This window comes from Desulfovibrio sp. MES5, assembly GCF_002237645.1.
In the GTDB taxonomy this organism is placed as follows: Bacteria; Desulfobacterota; Desulfovibrionia; order Desulfovibrionales; family Desulfovibrionaceae; genus Desulfovibrio.
Window position 1 is genome coordinate 1 of sequence record NZ_MJUZ01000033.1, and the last position, 22052, is coordinate 22052.

20 protein-coding genes and 1 tRNA gene are annotated in these 22052 nt (G+C 58.6%); 9 read left to right on the forward strand and 12 right to left on the reverse strand.

The window, feature by feature from the left end; genetic code table 11:
- Positions 1 to 78 precede the first annotated feature (78 nt).
- The gene (locus BCS36_RS09775; protein WP_291302712.1) at positions 79 to 993 is read right to left on the reverse strand and encodes a LysR family transcriptional regulator; all 915 of its coding nucleotides are present in this window, start codon (positions 991 to 993) and stop codon (positions 79 to 81) included.
- Between the two features lie 99 nt (positions 994 to 1092).
- Here BCS36_RS09775 and BCS36_RS09780 point away from each other — a divergent pair, with 99 nt between their 5' ends.
- Together BCS36_RS09780 and BCS36_RS09785 are read left to right on the forward strand one after the other, a co-directional pair.
- Entirely contained in the window at positions 1093 to 1488 is a 396-nt protein-coding gene (locus tag BCS36_RS09780) for a CidA/LrgA family protein (RefSeq protein ID WP_291302713.1), read from the forward strand.
- Positions 1467 to 2180, forward strand: a complete 714-nt coding sequence (locus BCS36_RS09785; protein WP_291302714.1) for an LrgB family protein — start codon at positions 1467 to 1469, stop codon at positions 2178 to 2180. The genes BCS36_RS09780 and BCS36_RS09785 overlap by 22 nt, the downstream gene beginning before the upstream one ends.
- Positions 2181 to 3309: 1129 nt before the next feature.
- On the opposite strand, the gene BCS36_RS09790 is transcribed toward BCS36_RS09785, so the two are convergent.
- The gene (locus BCS36_RS09790; protein WP_291302715.1) at positions 3310 to 3726 is read right to left on the reverse strand and encodes a hypothetical protein; all 417 of its coding nucleotides are present in this window, start codon (positions 3724 to 3726) and stop codon (positions 3310 to 3312) included.
- Between the two features lie 21 nt (positions 3727 to 3747).
- Complete coding sequence (locus BCS36_RS09795) at positions 3748 to 4314, reverse strand: hypothetical protein (RefSeq protein ID WP_291302716.1); 567 nt, start codon at positions 4312 to 4314, stop codon at positions 3748 to 3750.
- A 601-nt stretch (positions 4315 to 4915) separates the two neighbouring features.
- On the opposite strand from BCS36_RS09795, the gene BCS36_RS09800 reads away from it, so the two are divergent.
- Complete coding sequence (locus BCS36_RS09800) at positions 4916 to 6298, forward strand: GGDEF domain-containing protein (protein ID WP_291302717.1); 1383 nt, start codon at positions 4916 to 4918, stop codon at positions 6296 to 6298.
- Between the two features lie 689 nt (positions 6299 to 6987).
- Here the strand turns inward: BCS36_RS09800 and BCS36_RS09805 are convergent.
- From BCS36_RS09805 to BCS36_RS09840, 8 genes are all read right to left on the reverse strand, one after another.
- Positions 6988 to 7566, reverse strand: a complete 579-nt coding sequence (locus BCS36_RS09805; RefSeq protein ID WP_291302718.1) for a nitroreductase family protein — start codon at positions 7564 to 7566, stop codon at positions 6988 to 6990.
- 42 nt (positions 7567 to 7608) lie between these two features.
- The gene (locus BCS36_RS09810; protein WP_291302719.1) at positions 7609 to 8406 is read right to left on the reverse strand and encodes an adenosylcobinamide-GDP ribazoletransferase; all 798 of its coding nucleotides are present in this window, start codon (positions 8404 to 8406) and stop codon (positions 7609 to 7611) included.
- Positions 8407 to 8416: 10 nt separating this feature from the next.
- Positions 8417 to 9058: a redox-sensing transcriptional repressor Rex gene (locus BCS36_RS09815; RefSeq protein WP_179980216.1), complete on the reverse strand. Its 642-nt coding sequence runs from the start codon at positions 9056 to 9058 to the stop codon at positions 8417 to 8419.
- 1334 nt (positions 9059 to 10392) lie between these two features.
- Entirely contained in the window at positions 10393 to 10716 is a 324-nt protein-coding gene (gene atpE, locus BCS36_RS09820) for an ATP synthase F0 subunit C (RefSeq protein ID WP_179980215.1), read from the reverse strand.
- Between the two features lie 133 nt (positions 10717 to 10849).
- Positions 10850 to 11554, reverse strand: coding sequence for a F0F1 ATP synthase subunit A (atpB, locus tag BCS36_RS09825; protein WP_291302720.1), 705 nt, complete (start codon positions 11552 to 11554; stop codon positions 10850 to 10852).
- A 128-nt stretch (positions 11555 to 11682) separates the two neighbouring features.
- Complete coding sequence (locus BCS36_RS09830; protein ID WP_291302721.1) at positions 11683 to 12102, reverse strand: hypothetical protein; 420 nt, start codon at positions 12100 to 12102, stop codon at positions 11683 to 11685.
- Complete coding sequence (locus BCS36_RS09835; RefSeq protein WP_291302722.1) at positions 12086 to 12439, reverse strand: AtpZ/AtpI family protein; 354 nt, start codon at positions 12437 to 12439, stop codon at positions 12086 to 12088. The genes BCS36_RS09830 and BCS36_RS09835 overlap by 17 nt, the downstream gene beginning before the upstream one ends.
- 162 nt (positions 12440 to 12601) lie before the next feature.
- A complete protein-coding gene (locus tag BCS36_RS09840; RefSeq protein WP_291302723.1) occupies positions 12602 to 14272 on the reverse strand; it encodes a hypothetical protein in 1671 nt (556 codons plus the stop codon).
- Between the two features lie 265 nt (positions 14273 to 14537).
- Between BCS36_RS09840 and rplU the strand changes: the two genes are divergently transcribed.
- From rplU to proB, 4 genes are all read left to right on the forward strand, one after another.
- On the forward strand, positions 14538 to 14846 hold the full coding sequence (rplU, locus tag BCS36_RS09845; RefSeq protein ID WP_015939251.1) for a 50S ribosomal protein L21: 309 nt from the start codon (positions 14538 to 14540) through the stop codon (positions 14844 to 14846).
- A 138-nt stretch (positions 14847 to 14984) separates the two neighbouring features.
- Positions 14985 to 15254 (forward strand): 50S ribosomal protein L27, encoded by a 270-nt coding sequence (gene rpmA, locus BCS36_RS09850; protein WP_179980209.1) that lies wholly within the window; start codon positions 14985 to 14987, stop codon positions 15252 to 15254.
- Between the two features lie 745 nt (positions 15255 to 15999).
- Entirely contained in the window at positions 16000 to 17103 is a 1104-nt protein-coding gene (gene obgE / locus BCS36_RS09855; protein WP_291302724.1) for a GTPase ObgE, read from the forward strand.
- Positions 17104 to 17120: 17 nt separating this feature from the next.
- Positions 17121 to 18476 carry a glutamate 5-kinase gene (proB, locus tag BCS36_RS09860; protein WP_291302725.1) on the forward strand — a complete coding sequence of 452 codons (1356 nt, stop codon included), beginning with the start codon at positions 17121 to 17123 and terminating at the stop codon, positions 18474 to 18476.
- A 318-nt stretch (positions 18477 to 18794) separates the two neighbouring features.
- Here proB and sfsA read toward each other — a convergent pair whose 3' ends face one another.
- Entirely contained in the window at positions 18795 to 19553 is a 759-nt protein-coding gene (sfsA, locus tag BCS36_RS09865) for a DNA/RNA nuclease SfsA (protein WP_367209390.1), read from the reverse strand.
- Between the two features lie 427 nt (positions 19554 to 19980).
- On the opposite strand from sfsA, the gene BCS36_RS09870 reads away from it, so the two are divergent.
- Together BCS36_RS09870 and BCS36_RS09875 are read left to right on the forward strand one after the other, a co-directional pair.
- Positions 19981 to 21174: a pyridoxal phosphate-dependent aminotransferase gene (locus BCS36_RS09870; RefSeq protein WP_291302726.1), complete on the forward strand. Its 1194-nt coding sequence runs from the start codon at positions 19981 to 19983 to the stop codon at positions 21172 to 21174.
- Between the two features lie 565 nt (positions 21175 to 21739).
- Positions 21740 to 21815, forward strand: a tRNA-Ala gene (locus BCS36_RS09875).
- Positions 21816 to 22052 lie beyond the last annotated feature (237 nt).

Consider the following 22052-nt stretch of genomic DNA (forward strand, 5'->3'; position numbering starts at 1 on the left):
GGGGTGGGGGCGTGGGGGAGGGACCCTTTTGCAAAAGGGTCCCTCCCCCACAAAGCGTTTCAACGCGACGAACCCCGATCAGTTGCCGGTTGCAGCAGGTTCCTGTTCCTGCCTGTGAAGGCACTGCCGCAGGGCCGTCATATTGGCGGAGAGCATGCCCTTGCGCCAGACCAGTTCCGTGGTGGCCGTGCACAGGGGGTGTTTCAGCGTATGCACGGAAAGAATGCCCTCAGTCCGGCACAGGTGGAGCACTGATTCCGGCACAGCGCCCACGCCCATGCCGGCGATGACGCCGCCCACAATGGCGTGGTAGGAGGCGAGCTCCGCAATGCGTTCCGGCTCGCGTCCGAAAGCCCGAAACCAGTTGACCAGGCGGTTGCGGTAGGCGCAGCCGCCCTGAAAGGCCAGCACTGTCTTGCGCCCGATGTCGCCGGGACAGCAAATGGGCGCGTGCCCTTCCGGCGCTATGATCACCAGTTCTTCGGCAAAGGCGTCCATGCGCTCCAGCCTGTCGTCCTCAGGCATGTCCACCACAAAGGCCGCGTCCAGTCTGTTCTCCAGCATATCTTCATACAGCGAGCGGCTGGTGCCGATGATCAGTTCCAGCGAGATTTGCGGGTAGCCCGCGTGCAGCCGCGCCAGCACTTCTGGCAGGCGCACAGCCGCCGCGCTTTCCAGCGCGCCGATACGGAATTTGCCGCCGGGGGCCATGCCCCTGACGCGATCTTCCGCCTCATCCATCATTGCCAATATCTTGCGCGCGTAGCCGTAGAGGGTCTGCGCCTTGTCCGTGGGGTAGAGCCGCTTCTTTTCCCGCAGAAAAAGCTGCACTCCCAGGTCTTCTTCCAGCTGGAGAATGCGCGTGGTCACGCCCGAGGGCACACGGTTCAGTTCCTTGGCTGCGGCGGTAATGCTGCCCGCCTCCATAACGCTGACAAGGGTTCGCAGGTCTGTCAGTTCCATGTGTTCACCAATTTTGATGTTTATTGTCATTTTTATTCATTTGTAATGAAAGTAACCATTATATAGTCTGAGGCAAATGGCAAGCGGCGCGGTTGTCGGCGTTGCGATCAACTTTGGCGGTAGGCGGACATGAAAGAGACGTGGAAGTTCTTATGGCAGATGGCCATTCTGGCGGGCCTGTTCTGGGGCTCGGACTGGCTGGTGCGCGCCGTGGGCCTGCCGGTGCCCGGCAATGTTTTTGGCATTGTGGTGCTTTTTATCCTTTTGCTCACAGGCGTCATCAAGGAGCATCACATCAGCACGGCGGCGAATTTTTTACTCAAGCATATGGTATTTTTCTTTGTGCCCGTGGCCGTGGGGCTCATGCAGTGGGGCGGCGTTTTTTATGAGTATGGCTGGATATTGCTTGCCGCCATTGTCATCAGCGCCATTTTGCCCTTGCTGACCGTGGGGCTGATGGGCAGGGCATTGCGCCGCAGAGCGAGCAAGAGGGAGGGCGAGTCATGCAATCCTACGCAAGCGTAAGCACGCTGCTGTGCATTCTGGGCACGCTGCTGGCCTATATGGCGGTGCGCGCGCTGTACCTGCGCTACAAGCACCCCCTGCTGAATATCGTGGCTCTTGGAGCCGCCGCCGTCATCATCGTGCTGGTGGTTTTTGATATTCCCTATGCCGTCTATGAACCCTCGGCAAAAATCATGACCGCGTTCATTGGCCCGGCCACGGTTGCGCTGGCTCTGCCCCTGTACCGTTACCGTCATGTGCTTTTGCGCTATGCGCTCGCCATCATAGGCAGCGTGTGCGCGGGAACCTTTGTGTCTATGTTTTCGGCGGGATTGCTGGCAAGGGTGGGTGGTCTGCCGCAGGAAGTGGTCATATCCATTATTCCCAAGAGTTCCTCCATTCCTTTTGCCATTGAAGTCGCGGGCATGTACGGCGGCATACCGTCGCTGACGGCCGCCTTTGTGGTGGCCACGGGCACGCTTGGCTCCCTTATCGGCGGATGGACCCTGAACCTGGCCCGTGTGAGCGACCCCTTTGCCAGAGGGCTGGCCCTCGGCACCGTGTCCCATGCCCAGGGTACGGCAGCGGCCCTGCAGGAAGGGGAAGAGCCGGGCGCCATGGGCGGGCTGGCCCTCATACTTGCGGGTATTCTTACAGCAGCCCTGGCCCCTGTTGCGGTCTGGCTGATTTTGCACGTGCCGGTTTTTGGCTAGAGCCATGGCACTTTGAAGTATTTTGTGGGGGCGGGGCCTCTTGCAAAAGGGGCCATCCCCCCGCGCCCCCACACTGTAAAATTTTATTATACCTCAATATGTTGCAAAATATTTTCGGGCTTGAAGCGGGGCGCGCCGGGCGCTTCGCCCGCGATGCGAAAGAGAGGATGCGTAATTTTTACTCATATCACACAAAATCATGAGTAAAATTGTCGCACCTGCAGGACGCAGCCCCCAGGGCATTTTTATAGATTGTTTAGAAAAAGCGAATAGTTAAAAGAATGCTTTGTGTCTGGCACGGCTTTTGCCATTAACTTGTTGCTCCCGTTAAAGGTAAAGCCGGCCAGCCCTCCAGGCAGGGGCTGACCGCAGATTGGATTGTCCACACCCTCCTCCTGTGACAACCCCGACGCGTCAGGCGGGCGCTACCCAGAACGCCCGCCTGACGCCCATGCTCAACCCTGTGAGCTTCCTTGCAACCCCGCCCGGTACGTACCGGGCGGGGTCTGGTTTTATTATGGCTTTAGCCGGTTGAGCGCGCCAGAGCGCGAAACAAAGAACCGTCCACAGAGCGGCAGTGCGGATTCGCCCGCCAGTTCCCCGCATATTCGCCTCGAAGAGCAAAAGCGTGGTTTGCCTGCGCGTGCTCCTTGAGGACGAGCGTCTGTTCTCGCAGCCTCGAGAATAGTTTCAGCATCAACGTCAAATTGCTCTCGAGCAGATTAACTTTGACGTGCTTTACATTTCAAAGTGTTCATTCAGTCGAAAATGTGATTTTGGGCTGAATCCACGCCACGTTGTGGCGCGCGGTACTTTTGTGCAGCGTTGAAGCCTTTGCGCTTTTTTAAAGTCAAAATGTTCTAAAACAGAAAACCGTTGAGAATATGCATTCTCAACGGTTCAAGATGCCGTACGTTTGTGGCGGATATTCCCAAAACAGCCGGTTCTGACGGTCAGCCTGCACCGCAGCCCTGACAGCCTGGTTTGATGTCCGGTCGGTGGCCGTGTTCCACCCGCTGGCATGACTGGCACGGGCTGGCGACAGGCCATCCGGCGGCAAGCCGTCAGCCGTTCACGCGCTGTTCATGACATTCGCGTGGCGTGCCGAGGCGTGCCGTGCTTGCCCGTGCTATTCTACGCGCTTGAATACCAGTTGGTCGAGTTTTCCGTCAGCCTTGCCGTCATTTTTAAGTATGATGGTGTTGGGGTCCTTGAGCACAAAGTCGAGGGTGTTGCCCTTGTCGTTCTTGAGGGTGATGGTATTGCCCTTGTCGGCCACGACGGTAAATCCCCCGGTATAGGCAATACCGCCAAGCGCGAAGGCAATGGTCTTGTTTCTGGCGTCAACGTCCACACGCAGGCTTTGCACCAGGCCTTCAAGCATCTTGGTCACAAAGGGAATACTGGCAAAATCTTTTTGCACGTCGGGGCTTGCCAGCGCCACAGTGCCCGCAGGGTCGCCCCGCCACTTGCCGTCAAGTTTTTCAAGATTGCTGCCGCAACCCGTCAGCAGCAGAACGATAAAGAGCCAGGCAAATTTTTTCATAACAAAACCTCCCGCAGCAGGCTATGGGCCCATCTGCTTTTTGGCATTCATTTCTGTGTGGATGCAACTCTGCATGACCGTGTAGCTGCCCCGACCTGTCTGTGCCACATCAGTGCAGTGGCGCAAAATGTTTTCCGGCACATCGGTCATGGCTGCGATGGCCGTTCTGGCTTCCCGCTCCGCATCAAAGCAGCCGGATTCGATAAGGGGGCTGCCCATGGCGACGCCTTTGCAGTAGGCGGGAATATCAAATTCAGGCGCAGAGCCTGCGTTCTGTCGGTTTTTGCCCACTTTTTGCGGGCCTTCGGCGGCAGCGGCGTACCCCGCCAGCGCGCCTGCCATCATGGCGGCCTGTTCCGGGCCCAGTCCCTGTCCCTGTTTGCGGTATTCCGCGTCGAGCCAGGCCGTCAGCTCTTTTGCTTCGTCTTCAGTCAGCGGGCAGGGCGGCAGCCCCTCTTTTTTCTGGGCCTGAAAGGCCCACATGCCTGCGGCCAGCTTGCGGAGACTGTCCTGCGGGTCGGCCAGGGCCGGGATGTATATGAGCGTCGCCATCAAGACGGCAAACAGGCTGATACATAATTTTCGCACGCCATCCTCCCGGTGGGCTTTCGTGGGTAAAGGCTAGCGTCATTTGCTTTGAATAGCCAGCAGGTATCCGGCATTTCGCGCTGGGCGGTCGCTGCCGGGCGCACACATCACGGCGGCGGAGGCGCGCATGGGCATATCTGCTTTCAGGGTCCGGACGCATCCTGCAATGCGTGTTGCGCCAAAATTGTAATGCGGCGGCCCCCGCGCGTTCGTTTGTGATAGACATCCGAAAACAGGGGTTTCAGTGTGCCGCTGGGCTGCTTTGCAGGTCGTGCGTATTCCATAGTGAGGTAACAGCGTGGCGAAGTTGGATTTTTTTAGAGGAATAATGGCGGAAGGCAGAAACCCTGACAGTGGAATATACTATGAAGTTATATGGTTTTTTTGTGGGCCTTTCAATTCAAGCAGATATTTTTTTTCTGTATCATCCTTATAAGTAAAGGATTTTTATTTTGAAAATTTTAACAAAACGAATTGACAGGATTGGCTGTGTTTTTTATATCTGAAATTGTATATAGATTTTTTAGAGTGTCGTGGGATGTGCAGCATGACGCGCAAAAGTCACCTCACAAATTATTCCCCCCAACCCCGAGGGGACCATATGGAACAGGTTTTATCATGCGCCCGGGGCTTCGCAGTGAAAGCCCCCGGTCGCCAACTTAAAGAACAAGTCACCCTGATCTCTTCTGATAAGGGTTTAGCAGATACCTCCCATCTTGATTTTTTGCAGGGCCTGCCGCAGGCCATTGCCGTGGTGCGTGTTGACCTTGATATGATGGGGCGCCCCAGCGACCTTGTGCCTGTCTATGGCAATCAGGCTCTTTTTTCTCTTTTCGGCACCAGCCGCGAAAGATTCATCGGCGCCTCGCTTGTCAAATCCCGTATTAATTTTGGCCCAAAATGGCTGTATGCGTTTTGGGAAACCTCCTGCCATGGCCGCGTGCAGGAAATTACGGATTTCTGGCCCGCGCTCGACAGGCACCTTATGGTGACCTGCCACCAGCCGCAGTACGGGTATTGCGCCTGCCTTTTTCAGGATGTGACCCAACAGGTGCTGCTGGAAAAAGAGATAGAAAAAAACCGACAGCGGCTTGAGGCGCTTATACACAGCGCTGTGGACGTAGTTTTTCAAATAGACCCTGCCACGCGGGCCCTGGCAAACCTTGAAGAGAACATGACGAGATGCGGCAATCTGTTCAAGGAACGCAAAGTTCCGGAGGCCCTCTTGCAGCAGGGAATTTTTGCGCCAGGGCAGGAAGACAAGATTGGAGACATGGTCAGCCTTGTGCATAACGGCCTGATGGACTGCACCTGCGAGGTGCGCGCCCGGGTTCGCCTAAACGCCGCCTACACGTGGCACAGTCTGACCCTGGTGGGCTATGCCGATCCGCAGTCACGGGACGTGTGCATAATAGGCTTTCTCAAGGACGCGCATGACCGTGTAAAAGAGCGGGCCGCCCTGCTTAACCGGGCTGAAAAGGATGCCCTTTGCGGCATTTACAACAGGGCTGCGGGGGAGAACCTCATCGTCCACAAGCTTGGAGAAGTGGAAGAGGGCAGGCAGAGCAGCGCCGCCATGTTCATCTTTGATCTTGACGATTTCAAAAACATCAACGACTCGTCGGGGCATTCCACAGGAGATGCCGTGCTCAAGGCATTTGCCGGGGTGCTGCGTCAGGTCTTTCGCAAGGATGACGTTGTGTTCCGCCTGGGCGGCGATGAGTTTGCCGCATTTGCGCGCAATCTGCCCCTGGAGCGGATCGCAAAAATATATGAAAGAATCACTCTTAAACTTGAAGAACCGCTTGTTGGCGACGTGCGGGTAAACGTCTGCGCGGGCGTGGCCTTTAGCCAGAGTGGCCGTCACACCTATGACGATTTTTATATGACCGCAGACAAGGCTTTGTACAATGCTAAGGAAGGCGGCAAAGGACAGTCCAGCATTCTTTGCCTGTATGGCAATGGAGCTTGTACGCCGGAGTAGAAGCTCACGGCGTTCAGGTCTGCATGCGTTCAGTCTGTATTTTAGGGCATTTTGTCTTTGAAAAAGTAACATGCTCTACGGCTGTACAAGTGCAGTAGAGCGCAGCGTAATGATGGTTCAGCCGAAAATTCGATGTCCGGCTGAATGTCAAATTGAAATGTGAAGCATTTCAGCGATAATATGATCAGGATGTTGTTGTATTTGTACGTCGTGGCGTGTGTCTTGCAGTGTGCTGTGTCAACCAAGCGCCATAGTGCGGCATTTCGTGGCATGCTCGCACCGGCTGCTAGTGTCAGGGTCCGGACGTAAAGGGACGGATAATACTGCCAGATGCAAGGCGTACAAAAAACGAGGGCTGCCAGTAGTGGGGCAGCCCTCGTGCATTTTTTTGTTCTGTGTGGGGTGCGCGCAAGGCGTCCAGAGCGGAGCGTCTTGAAGGCATATTCTTTACGACTTGCGGCAGGCATGGCCGAGACGGTCAGCTGGGGCCTGCGGGTTCATGCGGGCCAGCCTTGGCCTGCGCGGCATGTGGACGCCGCAAATCCAGATCAGAGCAGCTTTGAAAAGCTTCACATTACCATTTGCCATTCTGCAGAAAATAGCGATTTTCGGCAGAGCCCACGCCCTGTTGCGGCGATCCGCACTTTTGCGCAGTGGTAGAGCGCAAGCCTTTTCAAAGGCACAATACTTTAAAAACGGGATGCAATCAGCTCTTCAAGCGTCCGCTTGGGCACATGATGCAGGCCCTCTTTATCGCGCCAGTAGCCGAATGCGCCGTCGGCGGGCATGGGAGCGACCACGCGCTGCTCCTTGGCAACGCCCAAACCAAGAACAAGCGCCACCTTGAGTTCGGCGGGAACCTGCAGGAGTACGGGAACAGCCTGGTGGTCAAAGGACTTGATGATGCAGCAGCCCCAATCGCGGCTGCTGGCAGCAAGCTGGATGGTCTGGGCGGCTATGCCCACATCATAGAACGTCAGTTCACCGCCGCCCTGCGGCATAAGAATGGCGATGAAGCCTGTGGGGCGCTCGCCGGGGTGGGGGCCGCCCCAGTCTTTGAGGGCTCCGGCCCAGCGGGTGAGGGGAAACAGATTGTTGCAGGTCTCACCATGCGCTACCAGGCTGAAACGCAGTTCCTGCGCGTTTTTGGCCGAAGGGGCCAGACGGGCGCAGTCCACAAGCCATTCCAGGTCGGTCATGGTCAGGGGGCGGTCTTCATAAAAACGGCGGCAGGTTCTGGCCTTTTCCGCCAACTCTCTGAAATTCATGGGTTCCTCCTTGGTTGCCCAGGCAAATGAACTGTCCCTACTCTACACCGTACTTGCCAGAAACCACAACTGCCCCCACTGTATGCCCGCGCCCAGAAAATCGCCGGAAATGCCGCCCTTGCTGCGGGCCAGAGCCGCAATCTGGCGCAGAATAAAAAACTGCCCCAGAGCGGTTATGGGCACGCGCCACCATGCCTGATGGCCGAGCAGGGCCAGCCCGCATAAGGCCAGCAGGGCTGCCAGGGCGTACCATCTGGCCAGCGCGGGGCTTGCGCCCGCACAGGTAAGGCCCCCAAGCGAATCCGGCTCGCGGGGCGGCGCAAAGGCCGCCAGCCAGATAACGCAGGCCCTGCCCCAGGCAGGAGCCGCCAAGAGCCACAGCCATTGTCCCGCCCGGATGTGCCAGCACACAGTGAGCCACATGCCCCCAAAGGCCAGCAAAAGATGCAGAGCGCCGAAGGCTCCCAGGCGGCTGTCGCGCAGGATGGCCCAGAACCGGTCGCCCTGGGCTCCGCTGCCGCTTGCGTCGCCAAGGTCAGCGAGCCCGTCCCAGTGCAGCCCGCGTGTGCTCCATACCTCAAGAGCCATCCAGAGCCACGCGGCAAGCGCCGCGCATAGCAGGGGATCAGCCTGGGCGCGGCGCGACAGCAGCAGCCAAAAAAACCAGCAGGGCAGTGTGACGGCAAGCCCAAGGCACAGGCCCGCCAGGCCGTAACAGGGCAGGCAGGGGCCAAGGTCACGGCCAGAACAGTCGGGCCTGGGGGGAACAAGGCGCGTCAAAAAAGCCAGGGCGTCGTAGCAACGTCCTGGCCATGAAGTGCGGTTTCGCGGCAGCGCCAAGGCAGGCGTCCTAGCGGGTCATGGGGTGGTTGAACGCCAGGGCGTAAAGATGGTGGAAAAAGTCCACGTACTCCACGTTGATGCGTTCGGGCACCTTGATGCGGGCCGGAGCGAAGTTGAGAATGGAGGTTATGCCCGCGTCCATGAGATGCTGGGCCGCTCTTTGCGCCCTTTCAGGGGGCGTGGTGATGATGCCTATTTCGATATTGAGGTCGGAGACCATATCCTTGAGGTCGCGGGTGCAGTGCACCTCAAGACCGTGGACGATCTCGCCGATCTTGAAGGGGTCGCAGTCGAATATGCCCACGATATTGAAACCGCGGGCGCGAAATTCACTATGGTTGAGAATGGCTTTACCCAGATTGCCGACGCCGATGAGGGCCATGCGCCACTCGCGGTCAACACCCAGCGAGGAGGTGATGGCGGCAATGAGAGATTTTACATGATAGCCTACGCCGCGGATGCCGAATTCGCCAAAATAGGCCAGATCTTTACGCACTTGTGAGCCATTGACCCCGCAGGCCTCGGCCAGAGGGTTGGAGGAAATGACCTCCACATTATCGCGTGAAAAGTTTTCAAGCACCTGCACGTAGGTCGCAAGGCGTTGAATGGTTGCGCGAGGGATATGTTTGCTTTTGGGTTGGTTAGCCATGGTGTACCTTCTGGAAAGCCGCGAGCTTGTCAACGGGAAGATGTCATCTCGTGAAAGAAAGTGTCTATCAAAAAACAGTAAATGTGCAAGCTGAGCCAATGATAGCCTTGCTACTCCCAACAGCATATAAAATATATGTAATTCTATGCCGTGGCAATCCTTGCACACAACCTATCGTTATTAAGTTGGGTGCACAACCATTGACGGGCTCTGCCTGTGAATGAGATACTAAAAAGATGCCCAGTGTATGGCCTGGAATTAGTGCATGTATTTTGTCATTAATCAAAGGGTGTTATACATGCCCACCTTTTGTTCTTTTGTCGCATGCCAGGGTCGGAAAATTGGTTGGAGCTCGCATGTTACAAAAAGAATTTTTATGAGTGAAATGCTACTATAAAAGGAGACAAAGGTTAAGCCCCAAGCTGCAAGATACGTCGTATCCAGCAAAAAAATCTATGTAATCCCGGAAAATACAGGCCCATGGCCCGTTCCGTCATGACAGTCCGCGGAATTTTTGTTCGCCGCCCACGATTTATCGCATTCAGCGAGATAGCAAGTTTAATTTATTTTTTTCATTGTGAAAAACACCCCATCATCAGGGTGCATTCGCGTTGCCTCGCCTTCTGCCACGGCAAAGGATGAGACCCGCGCGCAGTGTAGCGTCTTGGGGGGGAGCGTGCAATGCCCCGCAGTAATGGGCTGGTTCCGCTCACGGGTAGCGTCGTGATCAACCTATTGTCATGACACGGCATTGTGGTTGGCCTCACGCTCAGTCAGCCCGACAAAAAAACGGGTATTGGCGGTAAGATCGCAGCACAGGAACAGCGGCGCAAGCTCAGAACACCTTGTTGTTGCCGATACTGTTCTCTGCCAAACAGTTGCGTAAGTATTGATGTGGCTGCCCGGTTCGGCACGCAGCGCGCTGACGCCCTTGGCATGCCCATGTGCAGAAGCCCGTTTACGCAGAGGAGAGGGCTTGCGAAGGTACATTCTTTCAGTATGCCTGGCGCACGCGCGGATCAGGCGTCGCCCTTTCCTCCGGGCATCTGGCTGCCGCTCCAGTCGCGCTGCTTTGCCTCTTATTCCTCTGCCCTACTGTTTCGCTTCTCGCAGTTCCTTTCCACCTTTTTGCCCACACTGCCCAGATATATTTTCCCCGGTACATTGCTCCGGGCATGCGGCCTCCGCGTATGCGTTTTTGGCCACGTTGCAGATGCTTGCCAAGGGCGCGGCTGAGGGCATAGCGTCTTTTATGCTGCCGCAAGGCCTCAGTTATAAAAAAGGCAAAAAAAAAGGAGGCCGGAGCCTCCTTTTTTTGCAAAGCTGATCCAGCCCTACGCGTAGGGGTTGGCGTACAGCAGGATGAAGCTGATAACCAGAGCGTAAATGGCCAGAGATTCGATAAAGGCGAAGGCCAAAATCATGGTACCGGTGATCTTGCCGCTTACGTCAGGGTTGCGGGCAACGCCTTCGCAGGCGCCCTTCAGGCCAAGGCCCATGCCGATGCCGCAACCAAAGGCGGCAATGCCGATGCCAAGGGCGGCGGCGAGGCAGGTGTAGCCAAGGGCCGAGGCGTCGAGCTGGTTGGCGGCGAAAGCCATGCTGGCCATACCCAGCAGAGCCACGGTGTTCAGGGCGATCATCAGAAGTTTACGCATGAGACACTCCTTGCACTGTTGTATTGTTGGGTCGTAAACGACCATTCCCCACTATGCAGCGCCTGTTTTACGTCCGGCGAAGGACGCCCGCGGATGACCCGGCGGAGAGGGCGGCAGACCGCCCTGTGCAAGTCTAGTGTTCGGGAGCTTCCAGAGCGCCCTTGATGTAGAACATGGTCAACATGAAGAACACGAAGGCCTGCATGGTCTTGCCCAGAAGGAAAAGCGCGTAGATGGGCAGGGTGCCCAGAATGGGCGCCATGACGAAGAACAGCACCATAACGATTTCTTCACCCCGGATGTTGCCGAAAAGACGGAGGGAGAGAGAAACCGGACGGGAAAGGTGCGACACCACTTCCAGCGGGAACATCAGCGGAATAAGAAACTTTGAAGGCCCGGTGAAGTGGTGGATGTAGTGCGTTTTCCAACGGATGAGACCCACGGCGTTATAGAACACGAGCACAAAAAGCGCCATGCAGACCGTGGTGTTGAGGTTGGCCGTAGGTGCGTCGAAACCGGGCACCAGACCCATGAGGTTCATGCCGAAAATGTAGATGAAAATGCCCGCCAGCAGCGGCACGAACTTGCGCCCGTGTTCACCCATGGTCGCGATAATGAAGTTTTCAACAGTGTCTACCAGTGCCTCGAAAAAGTTCTGCAAGCCGCCCGGCACGAGGGTCAGGCGTCTACGCATGATCAAGGCAACCGTAAAGAGGAGGGCCATACAGACCCAGGAGTAGAACACATGCTTGAACTCCACCATCTGTCCACCGATGGTGATTTCGTCCATGCCCATAAATGTGGAGAGCAATACCGGATGCGGCAAACCACCTGCCATGAGCCCTGCCTCCTGGTCGATGCGCGCCTTTGCGGCGCTGCGTTGATGTAAAGCCCTAAGGCCGTTCCCCAGAAATTTTCGTGCCGCCCAACTGGCGGAGCATCCGCTCTATTGCGCGCTGCGCCCGGTTACGTGCTGCGCCTGATGGCGCGCGCTGCCAGAGCAAAGCTCGCAAGGGCAAAAAATCCGCCTGTCAGCATGCCCCCAACAAGGGCAAATACCGGCGCCTGGCACTCGATGAGGGATATATAAAGGATGCCCCCCACCACGATAAGCCTGCCAAGCCAGCGGATCAGAACGATGCGTAAAAAAGCCGTGCTGTAGTCGCCTAGCCCCCGGCGCAGAAAAAAGCGCGCCAGCCCCCAAAATGTCCAGGCCATGATGGCCAGCCCCACGCCAAACCAGAGTACCCAGGGCGTTACCGTGAACAGCAGGGCCCCTGCAAGAAGAACAACAGCAGTGAGCAGAAATTCGTTGCGCACCATCACGCGTACAGCGGGGTGGTCAATGCCGCGCCGCCAGAGCCATGCGTCAAGGCTGTGTATCATGCTCTTCCTGTCGGCCACGGTTCTCCGTCTTGCCTTGCCCCGGAGGGGCGCTTGCGCCGTCCGGCGGCTGTACAAGGCCTTTGCGCTCTGCGTCCTGCCTTGCGATTTTTCTCAGCAATGCCTTGGTGTCGCGGTAAACATTCAGAAAACCGGCGGCAATGCCAATAAACAGAAAAATCAGTTTGCCCCAGGGGCCGGTATGCAGCCAGTAGTCTATGCCGTAGCCTATGGCGAAGCCAACCGCCGGGCCACTGACCAGATGCAGGCCGATAACCCCGGTATTAGCCATGGCTTCAAGGCCGCTTTGCTGCTGTTTCAGAAAGTCCTTGAATGACATGCTTCCTCCGCGCTGCCTGCGTCTTTTATGTCAGATCGCAATATCCGCATACTATTCGCGCGTTAAGGGTGGCAGTGTCAAGAGCCCCAACGCTGTGTAAATTATCACAGCCTTCGGGGCGCGTCAATGGCTTCCGCGTGGAAAGATGCGGGTCATGAGCATTTACAGGCTTTGCCACAGGGTCAGGCACTCGATATGCGGCGTATGGGGAAAAAGGTCCACAGCGCGCATTTCCGCCAGCCTGTACGCGCCGCGCAGTCGCGCCGCATCTCTGGCCAGCGTCGCCGGGTTGCATGATATATAGAGGATGGTGTGCGCATTGAGCCGCAAAAGCGCGTTGAGCGCACGGGGCGCAAGACCGGCGCGTGGCGGATCCACGAGCACGGCGTCCCAGTGTTCTGTCTGATTCCAGTAGTTTTCCTGCAAGGGCGCGAGCTTGTCCAGGTGAAGGCCGGCATCGCCCGTCTCATAAACGCAATGGTCAAGGCCCATGCGTTTGGCGTTGGCCCGCGCCAGAGCCACAGCCCTGGCGTCCTGCTCCAGACCGAGCAGGCGGCCGCACCGCTTGCCCAGCAGAAGCCCGGGCGCGCCGACCCCGCAGTAGAGATCGAGCAGGGAGGGCTTGTCCTGATGCACATGGCGTTCAAACATGTCCACAGCCATATTGGCCAGCATTTGTGACGCCGCCGTGTTGACCTGAAAAAACGAGGCCGCGTCAAGGCAGAAATGCTCGCCGGCAAGGGGCAGCCAAAGGCGCGAGGCGGCCGGGTCGGACTCGCCGGTGCTGCCAAGCACGGCAACGCGCTTCTGCCCCAGCACAAGCGCGTCTTCACTGGCCCGTTCTTCATGAACAAAGCCTGACAGAAGGGGAAATGTCTTCAGAAGCTTCTGCCCAATGGAGCGCACCTTGGCCTGCTCCGCAGGGCTGCCAGGGCTTGTGATGCACAGCGCCCACCAGCGGGGACCGCGCAAATCGGAGTCCAGCGCCCTGCGCAGCACCAGAAAGCGCCAAAACCCGCTGCCGTGTTTGTTGCTTTCGGCGGCGTCCCTGGCCGCAACGGATGATGAGCGCCAGCCAAAGCGCGTTCGCCGGGGTTTGGCGGCCAGCCGTTCCGGGCATCCGGTGAGGGCATGGCGGTCATGCTGGTTGCCGTGCACGTCGCCCGTGCCCTGACCGTCCAGGCGGTACCGGGCCTCGTCCTTGGGCGTGTGCGCGGGCAAGCCAGTTTCTGCGGCAAGGTCGGCCATCATGGCGATCATGCCGCGCGCTTCGACCGACATGAGGGCGCAGTGCGGCACAGCCGTGACACCGCGACCGTTGCGACGGCGCATGCCGATGGTCAGCGGTTCATCGCCGCCGCCGGCAAAGGCCAGTTCCACCTTGTTGCGGTAACGCCGCATGGCGGGCGAGGGCAGAACCTCGGTAAGCAGGCCTTCCATCTGATCCGCATCCATGCCGCCAATACGTATCATGGCGTCAAGGGCAATGCGGCGCTTCCAGTGGAGCTGCGTGTCATAGGGCATGGTTTGCAGCGGGCATCCGCCGCACAGGCCGTTATGCGGGCAGATGGCGGGCACGGAATGGCGCGCGGGCTGCACAACCTCGACGGCTTCAGCCTCTATAAAGCTCGATTTACGTCTGGTGACGCGGGCGCGCACAGTCTGGCCCGGCAGGCCGCCAGTAACAAAGATTACGGTGCCTTGGTTGCGGGTGCGCCCTGCGTGAGCTTTTTGCTCATTGGGCGTCAGGGTGTGCTGGCAATGGGCGCGAGCGAGTCCGCGACCGTCATGGGTCAAGTTTTCTATCTGAAGGGTGAGAATATTTTCGTTCATCGCAAATAAATATAGCAGTGGTAAGGCCGCATGCCAAGAAAAACTATCGCGAAAAATGGCTTGTGCGAACCTTGATTTTGGGTTGTGTGACACAATTTGTGATTTTTGCTTGTGCCTGGCGGCGGCTTGATGTACAAGCGCCCTGCGGCTGCATGCCCCGTCTTTTGGCGGAGGCGGCGCGTCCTTGCCGAAAAATTGCGGAAGGCGCTTGACATTTGCCGTGCAATGGGGCAAATATGCCTTTCTCTTTTTGGAGGTTGATATCATGTACGCGATTATAGAAACCGGCGGAAAACAGTACCGCGTTGAAGAAGGTTCCAAAATCGTTGTGGAAAAGCTCGCGGCTCAGGCCGGAAGCGAAATTTCCCTGGACAAGGTGCTGATGGTCGGTGGCGCTGAATGCAAAGTTGGCGCTCCCTATCTTGCCGGTGCCGCTGTCACGGCGGAAGTGGTGGATCACGGGCGTGGCCCCAAGATCAAGGTGTTCAAGCGCTGGCGCCGCAATGACTCGCGCAAGATGCGCGGTCATCGTCAGGACTTCACCACCATTCGCGTCAAGAGCATCAACGGCTAGAACCTTTTAAGGTTCCGGCGGGCGTGAGGGCGAACGTCCCTATGTCCGGCAATGACAGCCGCAAGGCTTTTATTGTTACGGCGAGCAAAAATTTATTCGCCCGGCTGAACCGTAGTTCAGCGCACCAGGGAGGCTACTATGGCTCATAAAAAAGCAGGCGGCTCTTCGCGTAACGGCCGCGACAGTGCAGGACAGCGACGCGGCGTCAAACGCTTCGGCGGTCAAAGCGTTCTTGCCGGCAATATTCTGGTGCGCCAGTTGGGCACCACCGTGTTTCCCGGCGTCAACGTGGGTATGGGCAGGGACTTTACCCTGTTCGCCAAGATTGACGGCGTGGTGCGCTTTGAAAAGTATATCCGCAAACGCCGCGTGCTTACGCGTGTGCATGTGGAGGCGGCCGCCAGCTAACGCGGCCGCGTGGAATTTGCTGACAAGGGAAGGGGCCGCAAGGCTTCTTCCCTTTCGGTGTTTATACTGATGTGAATTTGGCCCGCTGAATATTTGGCTGATGCATATTTTGCGGGTATGGTGTCTTCAAGGGTTGCTGGGCTCGTGGCGCTTTTGTGCTCTGGAGCGCGCGCCATGGCGATCAGGCTCTCTGTGCAGATTTGCTCTGTGCAGGCTTGCCCTGTGCGGGTTTGTTCTGTGCGGGTACGCGGCGCAGGGGGCAGCGGCGGCGACCGGTCGGCGATGCGTATTCGCTGGCGACGCGCGGTCGCGCAGCCCGTATTCCAGAGCAGTGACATCCTGAATCGGCTTTGGCAGCTCGTGGGCGGGCGCATACTGTGCAGGCCCAAGGGCGGCATGTCTGCCCGGCACAACGTGGTGACGCGTGGGGCGCCGCGCAACGGGTCAGCCCTTGCCTTTGCGATGCGTTGCCTTTGAGATGCCGCTGCCTTTGAAAATGCAGATTCACAACGCCGTCTGTTCCAGCGCGTCGGCACGGAACACCGCAGGCCGTGGGAGTGGCCGCCCGCAAGGGCTCGTCCGCATCCCCAGCGCTTGCGTGGACTGCACGCCGCAGGCCGGGTTCGGCGCAGCCCCGCGCAGCTCCGCCGGACGCACGCAGAGTAATGACCTTGCCGCCAGGCAGGCGTGTTACACGCACATATAAAACATTGGGCCTGAGCGTCATTGGGCCAGAGGATAGAGCATGCGATTCGTTGATGAAGCCAGAATTCAGGTACGTGCTGGCAAGGGCGGTCATGGCTGCCTGTCGTTCAGGCGCGAAAAATTCGTGCCGCGCGGCGGCCCGGACGGCGGCAACGGCGGCGACGGTGGTTCGGTATATCTCAAGGCCGACAGTCGGCTGCTTTCTTTGTACGACTTTCGCCTCAAGCGCCTGTATGAGGCGCAGAATGGCCGCCCCGGCGAAGGCAGCCAGTGCGATGGCCGCAAGGGCGAAAATCTGGTGCTGAACCTGCCTGTGGGAACGCTGGTCTACGGCGAAGGGCCCGAAGGCGAGGAAGTTCTTTTGGCCGACCTGAGCGATCCGGACGCCGAGGTGCTGGTGGCGCAGGGCGGGCGTGGGGGCAAAGGCAACGAGCATTTCAAGTCCTCCACCATGCGTGCGCCGCGCTTTTCCCAGCCCGGTGAGCCCGGCGAGGAACTGAATCTGCGGCTGGAGCTGAAAATTCTTGCGGACGCGGGCCTTATCGGTCTGCCCAATGCGGGAAAATCCACCTTTATCACGCGGGTTTCTGCGGCCAGACCCAAGATCGCGGCCTATCCCTTCACCACGCTGACCCCCAATCTGGGCGTCATGATTGACGAGGTGGATCCGGACAGGCGCATGGTTGTGGCCGATATTCCCGGTCTGATCGAAGGCGCGCATGAAGGTCAGGGCTTGGGCCTGCGTTTTCTCAAGCATGTGGAGCGCACGCGCTTTCTGGTGCACATTCTCAGCATCGAGGATGTGGGCGATGAAGACCCCTGGGCCGGATTTACGCTGGTTAACGAAGAATTGCGCAGTTTTGACGCCGAGCTTGGCGAGCGCAAGCAGATCGAAGTGGTCAACAAGATCGACCTCGTGAGTCCGGAGCGCCTTGAAGCTCTCAAGGAGCGGGCAAAGGCCGATGGCCGTAAGGTATTCTTCATCTCGGCCCGCGACGATATAGGTATTGAGCCTCTGGTCGAAGAGCTGTGGCAGGTGTGCGCCTCCACCGCGCGCAATGAGCCCCTGATCCGGCTTGAAGCCGTGAATCGGTCTGAGGAAGAGGAATTTCCTGAAATCGAAGTCATCTATACCAAAGAATAGCAGGGTACGGAGCGCATATGAGCAGGCAGCGCGGTCAGGGCGCGGATTCTGAAGCAGGGCTGCGCAGGCAGCCCGAGAGCGGGCGATCTTGTGAAGAGCGGTCTGAAAGCTGGCAGCAGGAGCGCGCCCGCGTTCTGGCCCAGGCCCGTGTGGTTGTCGTCAAAGTGGGCAGCGCCGTACTGGCCGATGCCTCGGGGCTCAACTGCAAGGTGCTTGAAGGCCTTGCCGCCCAGCTTGCTTTTCTGCGTGATTTGCCCCTGACAGGCGGGGATGCTGCGTCTGCGGAACAGCCCGAACCGATGCAGAATGCTACGGAGGCCTCTGCTCCGGCTCGAGGCGCGCGTCGGCTTGTGCTGGTTTCGTCAGGCGCTGTGGCCGCTGGCCGCGCGGCGCTGGCAAGCCGTGGCCGCGCCGTGGAGCCCACAGGTCTTTCGGCGCGTCAGGCTGCCGCAGCCGTGGGACAGGGCCAGCTCATGCAGTCGTGGGACAAGGTTTTTCTGGCGCACGGCATGCCAACGGCGCAGGTGCTGCTGACGCGGGACGATTTGCGCGCCCGGCAGCGCTTTTTGAACGCCCGCAATACCTTTGCCGAGCTTTTGGAGTGGGGCGTGCTGCCCATTGTCAATGAAAACGACACCGTATCCATCAGCGAACTGAAGTTCGGCGACAACGACTGTCTGGCCAGTCTGCTGGTCAATCTGGTGGAGGCCGATCTTTTCATCAATCTCACCTCCTCGTCGGGAGTGCTGGCGGCGGACCCGCAGAAGCACCCGGATGCGCCGGTTATGGATTATATTGACGATGTGGCGGCTCTGGATCTGGGCCAGCTGTGCGGCGGCAAGACGTCCGTGGGCACAGGGGGCATGTATTCAAAGCTGTTGGCCGCGCGGCGTGCCGCCCAGTTGGGCGTGCCCACCCTGATTTTGCCGGGGCGGGAGCCGTGGGTCATCGGCAGGGCTTTTGCCGCAGCCGGGGCATGCTCCGCGCCTGCCGGGCACGAACCCTTTGAACGCGGAACCTGGGTGCGGCCCGCGCATCACGCCATTGCGCGGCGCAAATTCTGGCTGGCCTACCAGTCCGACCCGGCTGGCAGCGTGCATGTGGATGACGGCGCGGCCCGCGCGCTGCTGCACAAGGGCGGCAGTCTGCTGCCCGGTGGCGTGCGCGCAGTTGAGGGCGGCTTTCAGTGCGGCGGCCTTGTGCGCGTATTGCACAATGGCGAGAGCATTGGCGTGGGCCTTTCCAACTACAGCGCGCCTGACCTCAAAAAAATCATGGGCCTCAAGCGTCATGAGGTGGCCGCCATACTCGGCGACGCCCACTACCCCGAAGTCATCCACAGGGACAATCTGTTGCTGGACGCTGCTGTCTGATCTGACAATCGCCCCGCGCGTGCTTGATATTTTGGGGCCAGGGCGCTTTCGCGTCAGGCAGCGCACCGTGTTAACGCTTATCTGCGGGGTATCACGGGCAGGGACTCGGGCGACGTGACGCAACAACTTTTACGGCCAGGATTTTTATAAATCCTGGCCGTAGCTTTTTGTCTGGCCCGCGTGGGGGCTTTAAGGCAGGGTAAAGGTCTGGTCAGGCAGTGTTCGCAGGTGTGGGCACGCTTTGGCTGGGGCGGGCGTGTCGTGCGACTGCCGTGTGGGCTGCTTTGATGCGGTCCTGTTGTGCTGCGGACTGCTCTGTTACGGGGCAGGGCGCAGGGGGATAAGGCCGCCAAGGTCAATGCCGTTCACGTCCACAAGGGCGCGGTAGGGGTAAACCTCAACCCCGCAGGCCAGAGCCTCGTAGAACAGGCGGGCGTAGTCCGGGTCAATGAAATCAGCCGGTGCGAAGCAGCGTCCATCCGGGCGCTGCACCAGGTAGAACATGGCCGCGCGCTCGCCCTGAGCCACAATATCCATAAGTTCACGCAAATGTTTTTGTCCGCGTTCGCTGGCGGCGTCAGGAAAGCAGGCGGCATCGTCTTCAACCATTGTGACATTCTTGCACTCCACCCACAGGGGCGGCAGTCCCGGGCCGGTCATGAGGCCGTCCAGACGGCTCTGGCCGCGTTTGGCTTCGCGGACGAGGCTGGTATAGCCTTTGGCAAAGTGGAGCCGCCCAGCGTGAAATGCCGCTTCAAGCATGCGGTTGGGCACGCTGGTGTTGACGCCCACCCAAAAACCGCACGCTGACTGGCGGGGGAGGGGCGGTATGCCGGGATTTTCTGGTGTGGCGGTCTGAGCCAGCCACACGCATTCCTGCGTGTATTTGAGCTTGCGGTTGGGGTTGGCAGCCGGGGACGCCAGAACCAGGCTGCCCGGCAGGGTGAGGCCCAGCATGCTGCCGGAATTGTTGCTGTGTACCCATACGGGTTCGCCGTGCAGGACCAGCTCGACGCTGAAGCGTTTGCGCCGCTGCACAAAGCTGCCCACAACGCAGTCCTGGGGCAAGGGCAGCAGTGGGCCTTTTGCCTGCGTATCCGGCGCGTGTCTGGCGCGGTCTGTCAGTGGCGTTGAGGCTGCGGCAGATGAGCGCGAGGCACAATCCGGCGCAGTTGTTGCTGTATCCGGCGAGGGCGTTGCAGAACCCGACGCGACCGGAACTGCATTCGGCAAGGCCGGAACTGCATTCGGAGAGGCGGGGACTGAATCCGGCGAGGCCGCAGGATGCTGCCCTGCGCGGATTGGATCCGAAGCGGGGTTGGGACGCGCCTGCGCCGCCGTGTCCGCATTGATCGCGCTGGTCTGCCGACCGTCTTCAGGTTGCGACGCTGGCACACGTTGCTCTTTTGTACGCATTTACACCCTTTGATGAAGCTGATAAAATTTACGGCTGTAATTTTGCCGAAAACGCCGCACTGCGTCCCCCTTCGGGAAGGAGCCTTTCATGCAGATTTCAGAACGACTGAGCAGCATCAAACCCTCTCTGACTCTCAGTGTCAACAGCCGCGCCCTTGAGCTCAAGGCGCAGGGTATAGCCGTCACCAGCCTTGCTGTGGGCGAACCCGATTTTCCCACTCCGGCGCACGTCTGTGAGGCTGCCAAAACCGCCATTGACGAAAATTTCTGCCGCTATACCGCCGTGCCCGGCATCCCGGAACTGCGCAAGGCCGCTGGCGCGTATTTTGACCGCGCCTACGGCGTGCCCGTGGCGCAGGAATCCATCGTCATTGGGGCTGGCGGCAAGCACTGTTTGTACAACTTTTTACAGGCTACCATCAATCCCGGTGATGAAGTGCTTATTCCCGCGCCATACTGGTTGAGCTATCCGGACATGGTCATGCTGGCGGGCGGAGTGCCCGTGACCGTGCATGCCGGCCCGGAGCAGAACTTTAAGGTGACGCCGGACATGCTGGACGCCGCCGTGACGGACAAGACCCGCCTGCTCATCCTCAATTCGCCGAGCAACCCCACGGGCGCGGTGTACACTGAGGCCGAGTTCTCAGCCATTATGGACTGGGCCATACAGCGCGGTATTTTTGTGCTGTCTGACGAAATTTATGACCAACTCGTGTTCGCACCCGCCAAGATGACCAGCGCCATCGGCTGGTTTGCGCGTTATCCCGAGCAGGTGGCGGTGCTGAACGGCATGTCCAAAAGCTACGCCATGACAGGCTGGCGCGTGGGCTTTCTGGCCGCGCATCCCTTGCTGATCAAGAAAATATCGGCCATGCAGGGGCACAGCACGTCCAACATCTGTTCTATCGCGCAGAAGGCGGCGCTGGCGGCCCTGACCGGCCCCACGGAGTGCATTGACCACATGCGCGAGGCCTTCATGCGGCGGCGCGACCTGGGCATGAAAATTATTGAAACCTGGCCCTGGGCCGTGTGCCCCAAGCCCGACGGCGCGTTTTACCTGTTTGTGGACGTGCGCAAGTGCTTTGGCGGCGCGGTGAACAATTCTACCGAACTGTGCACCTGGCTGCTGGACAAGGTGCATGTGGCTCTGGTGCCCGGTGCGGCCTTTGGCGACGATAACTGCATCCGTTTTTCTTACGCTGTGGCGGACGATGTGCTGGCCAGGGCTCTGGAGGTCACGGGCGCGGAAATGGCGCGTCTGGCTGAGGGCGTTACACGCTAACTGTGGGATTTCGACGGTTGTTCCCCCGTCCTCATTCGGTTGGCTGCCTGGGTACGTCCAGCGCTGGCGAGTGGAGGCGGGGGAATAACTTGATTGAAGACCAGGGCGAAGACGGTTATCAGGGCGATTTTGCGTTGCCGCAATGCCAGCCGCTGAACTGGCTTCATTAAAGCGGACGGTTTTGAGGGAGTCGTAATCCCTCAAAGCGCAAAAACTCCTGTTACAGCGCGTACCAGCGTGCGTTATCGGGCACGGATGCCTTCCGTGCAGCTTCCTGTTCGCACAGGCGGCAGAGGAGCCTCAAAGTCCTCTCAGGGTAAGAAGCCCATTGATGCGTCATGGGCGGCTCTTTTTATCCGGCGGTACTACAGCGTGCCGCGCGGCGTGAAGGGGCCGCTTTTCATGTTGATGAGGTAGGCCACGCGCCTCTGCGGCTGCACCTACTGCGCGGGCCGCAAAGGCGAAGCCGTAAAAGCCTGGGGCAGGCGGATTCTCGGAACCTGCATTTTTTTTTCAAGAAGTTGTTGACAAAGCGGCCAGTTTTAGTCATTGTGCATTTCGCCGTGGGGCTGTAGCTCAGTTGGGAGAGCGCTTGAATGGCATTCAAGAGGCCGTCAGTTCAATTCTGTCCAGCTCCACCAGATATCTTAAAAACCCCCGATCATCACACAGATGGTCGGGGGTTTTTGGCGTTTGGGGGGCATCAATCAGCATACCCTTTGCGCTTTTTCGAAGATCAACTTAGTCTGCTTCGATAAAACTTAATAAGAGGGTGACGTGTCAAGTTTTGAAGCTCAACATGCATCGCTTTGCTCAAGGCTCAAAAAAATCTCTACTGATGACAATGACTATTGGTCTTTTAGAGGAAGTGCTTGCAC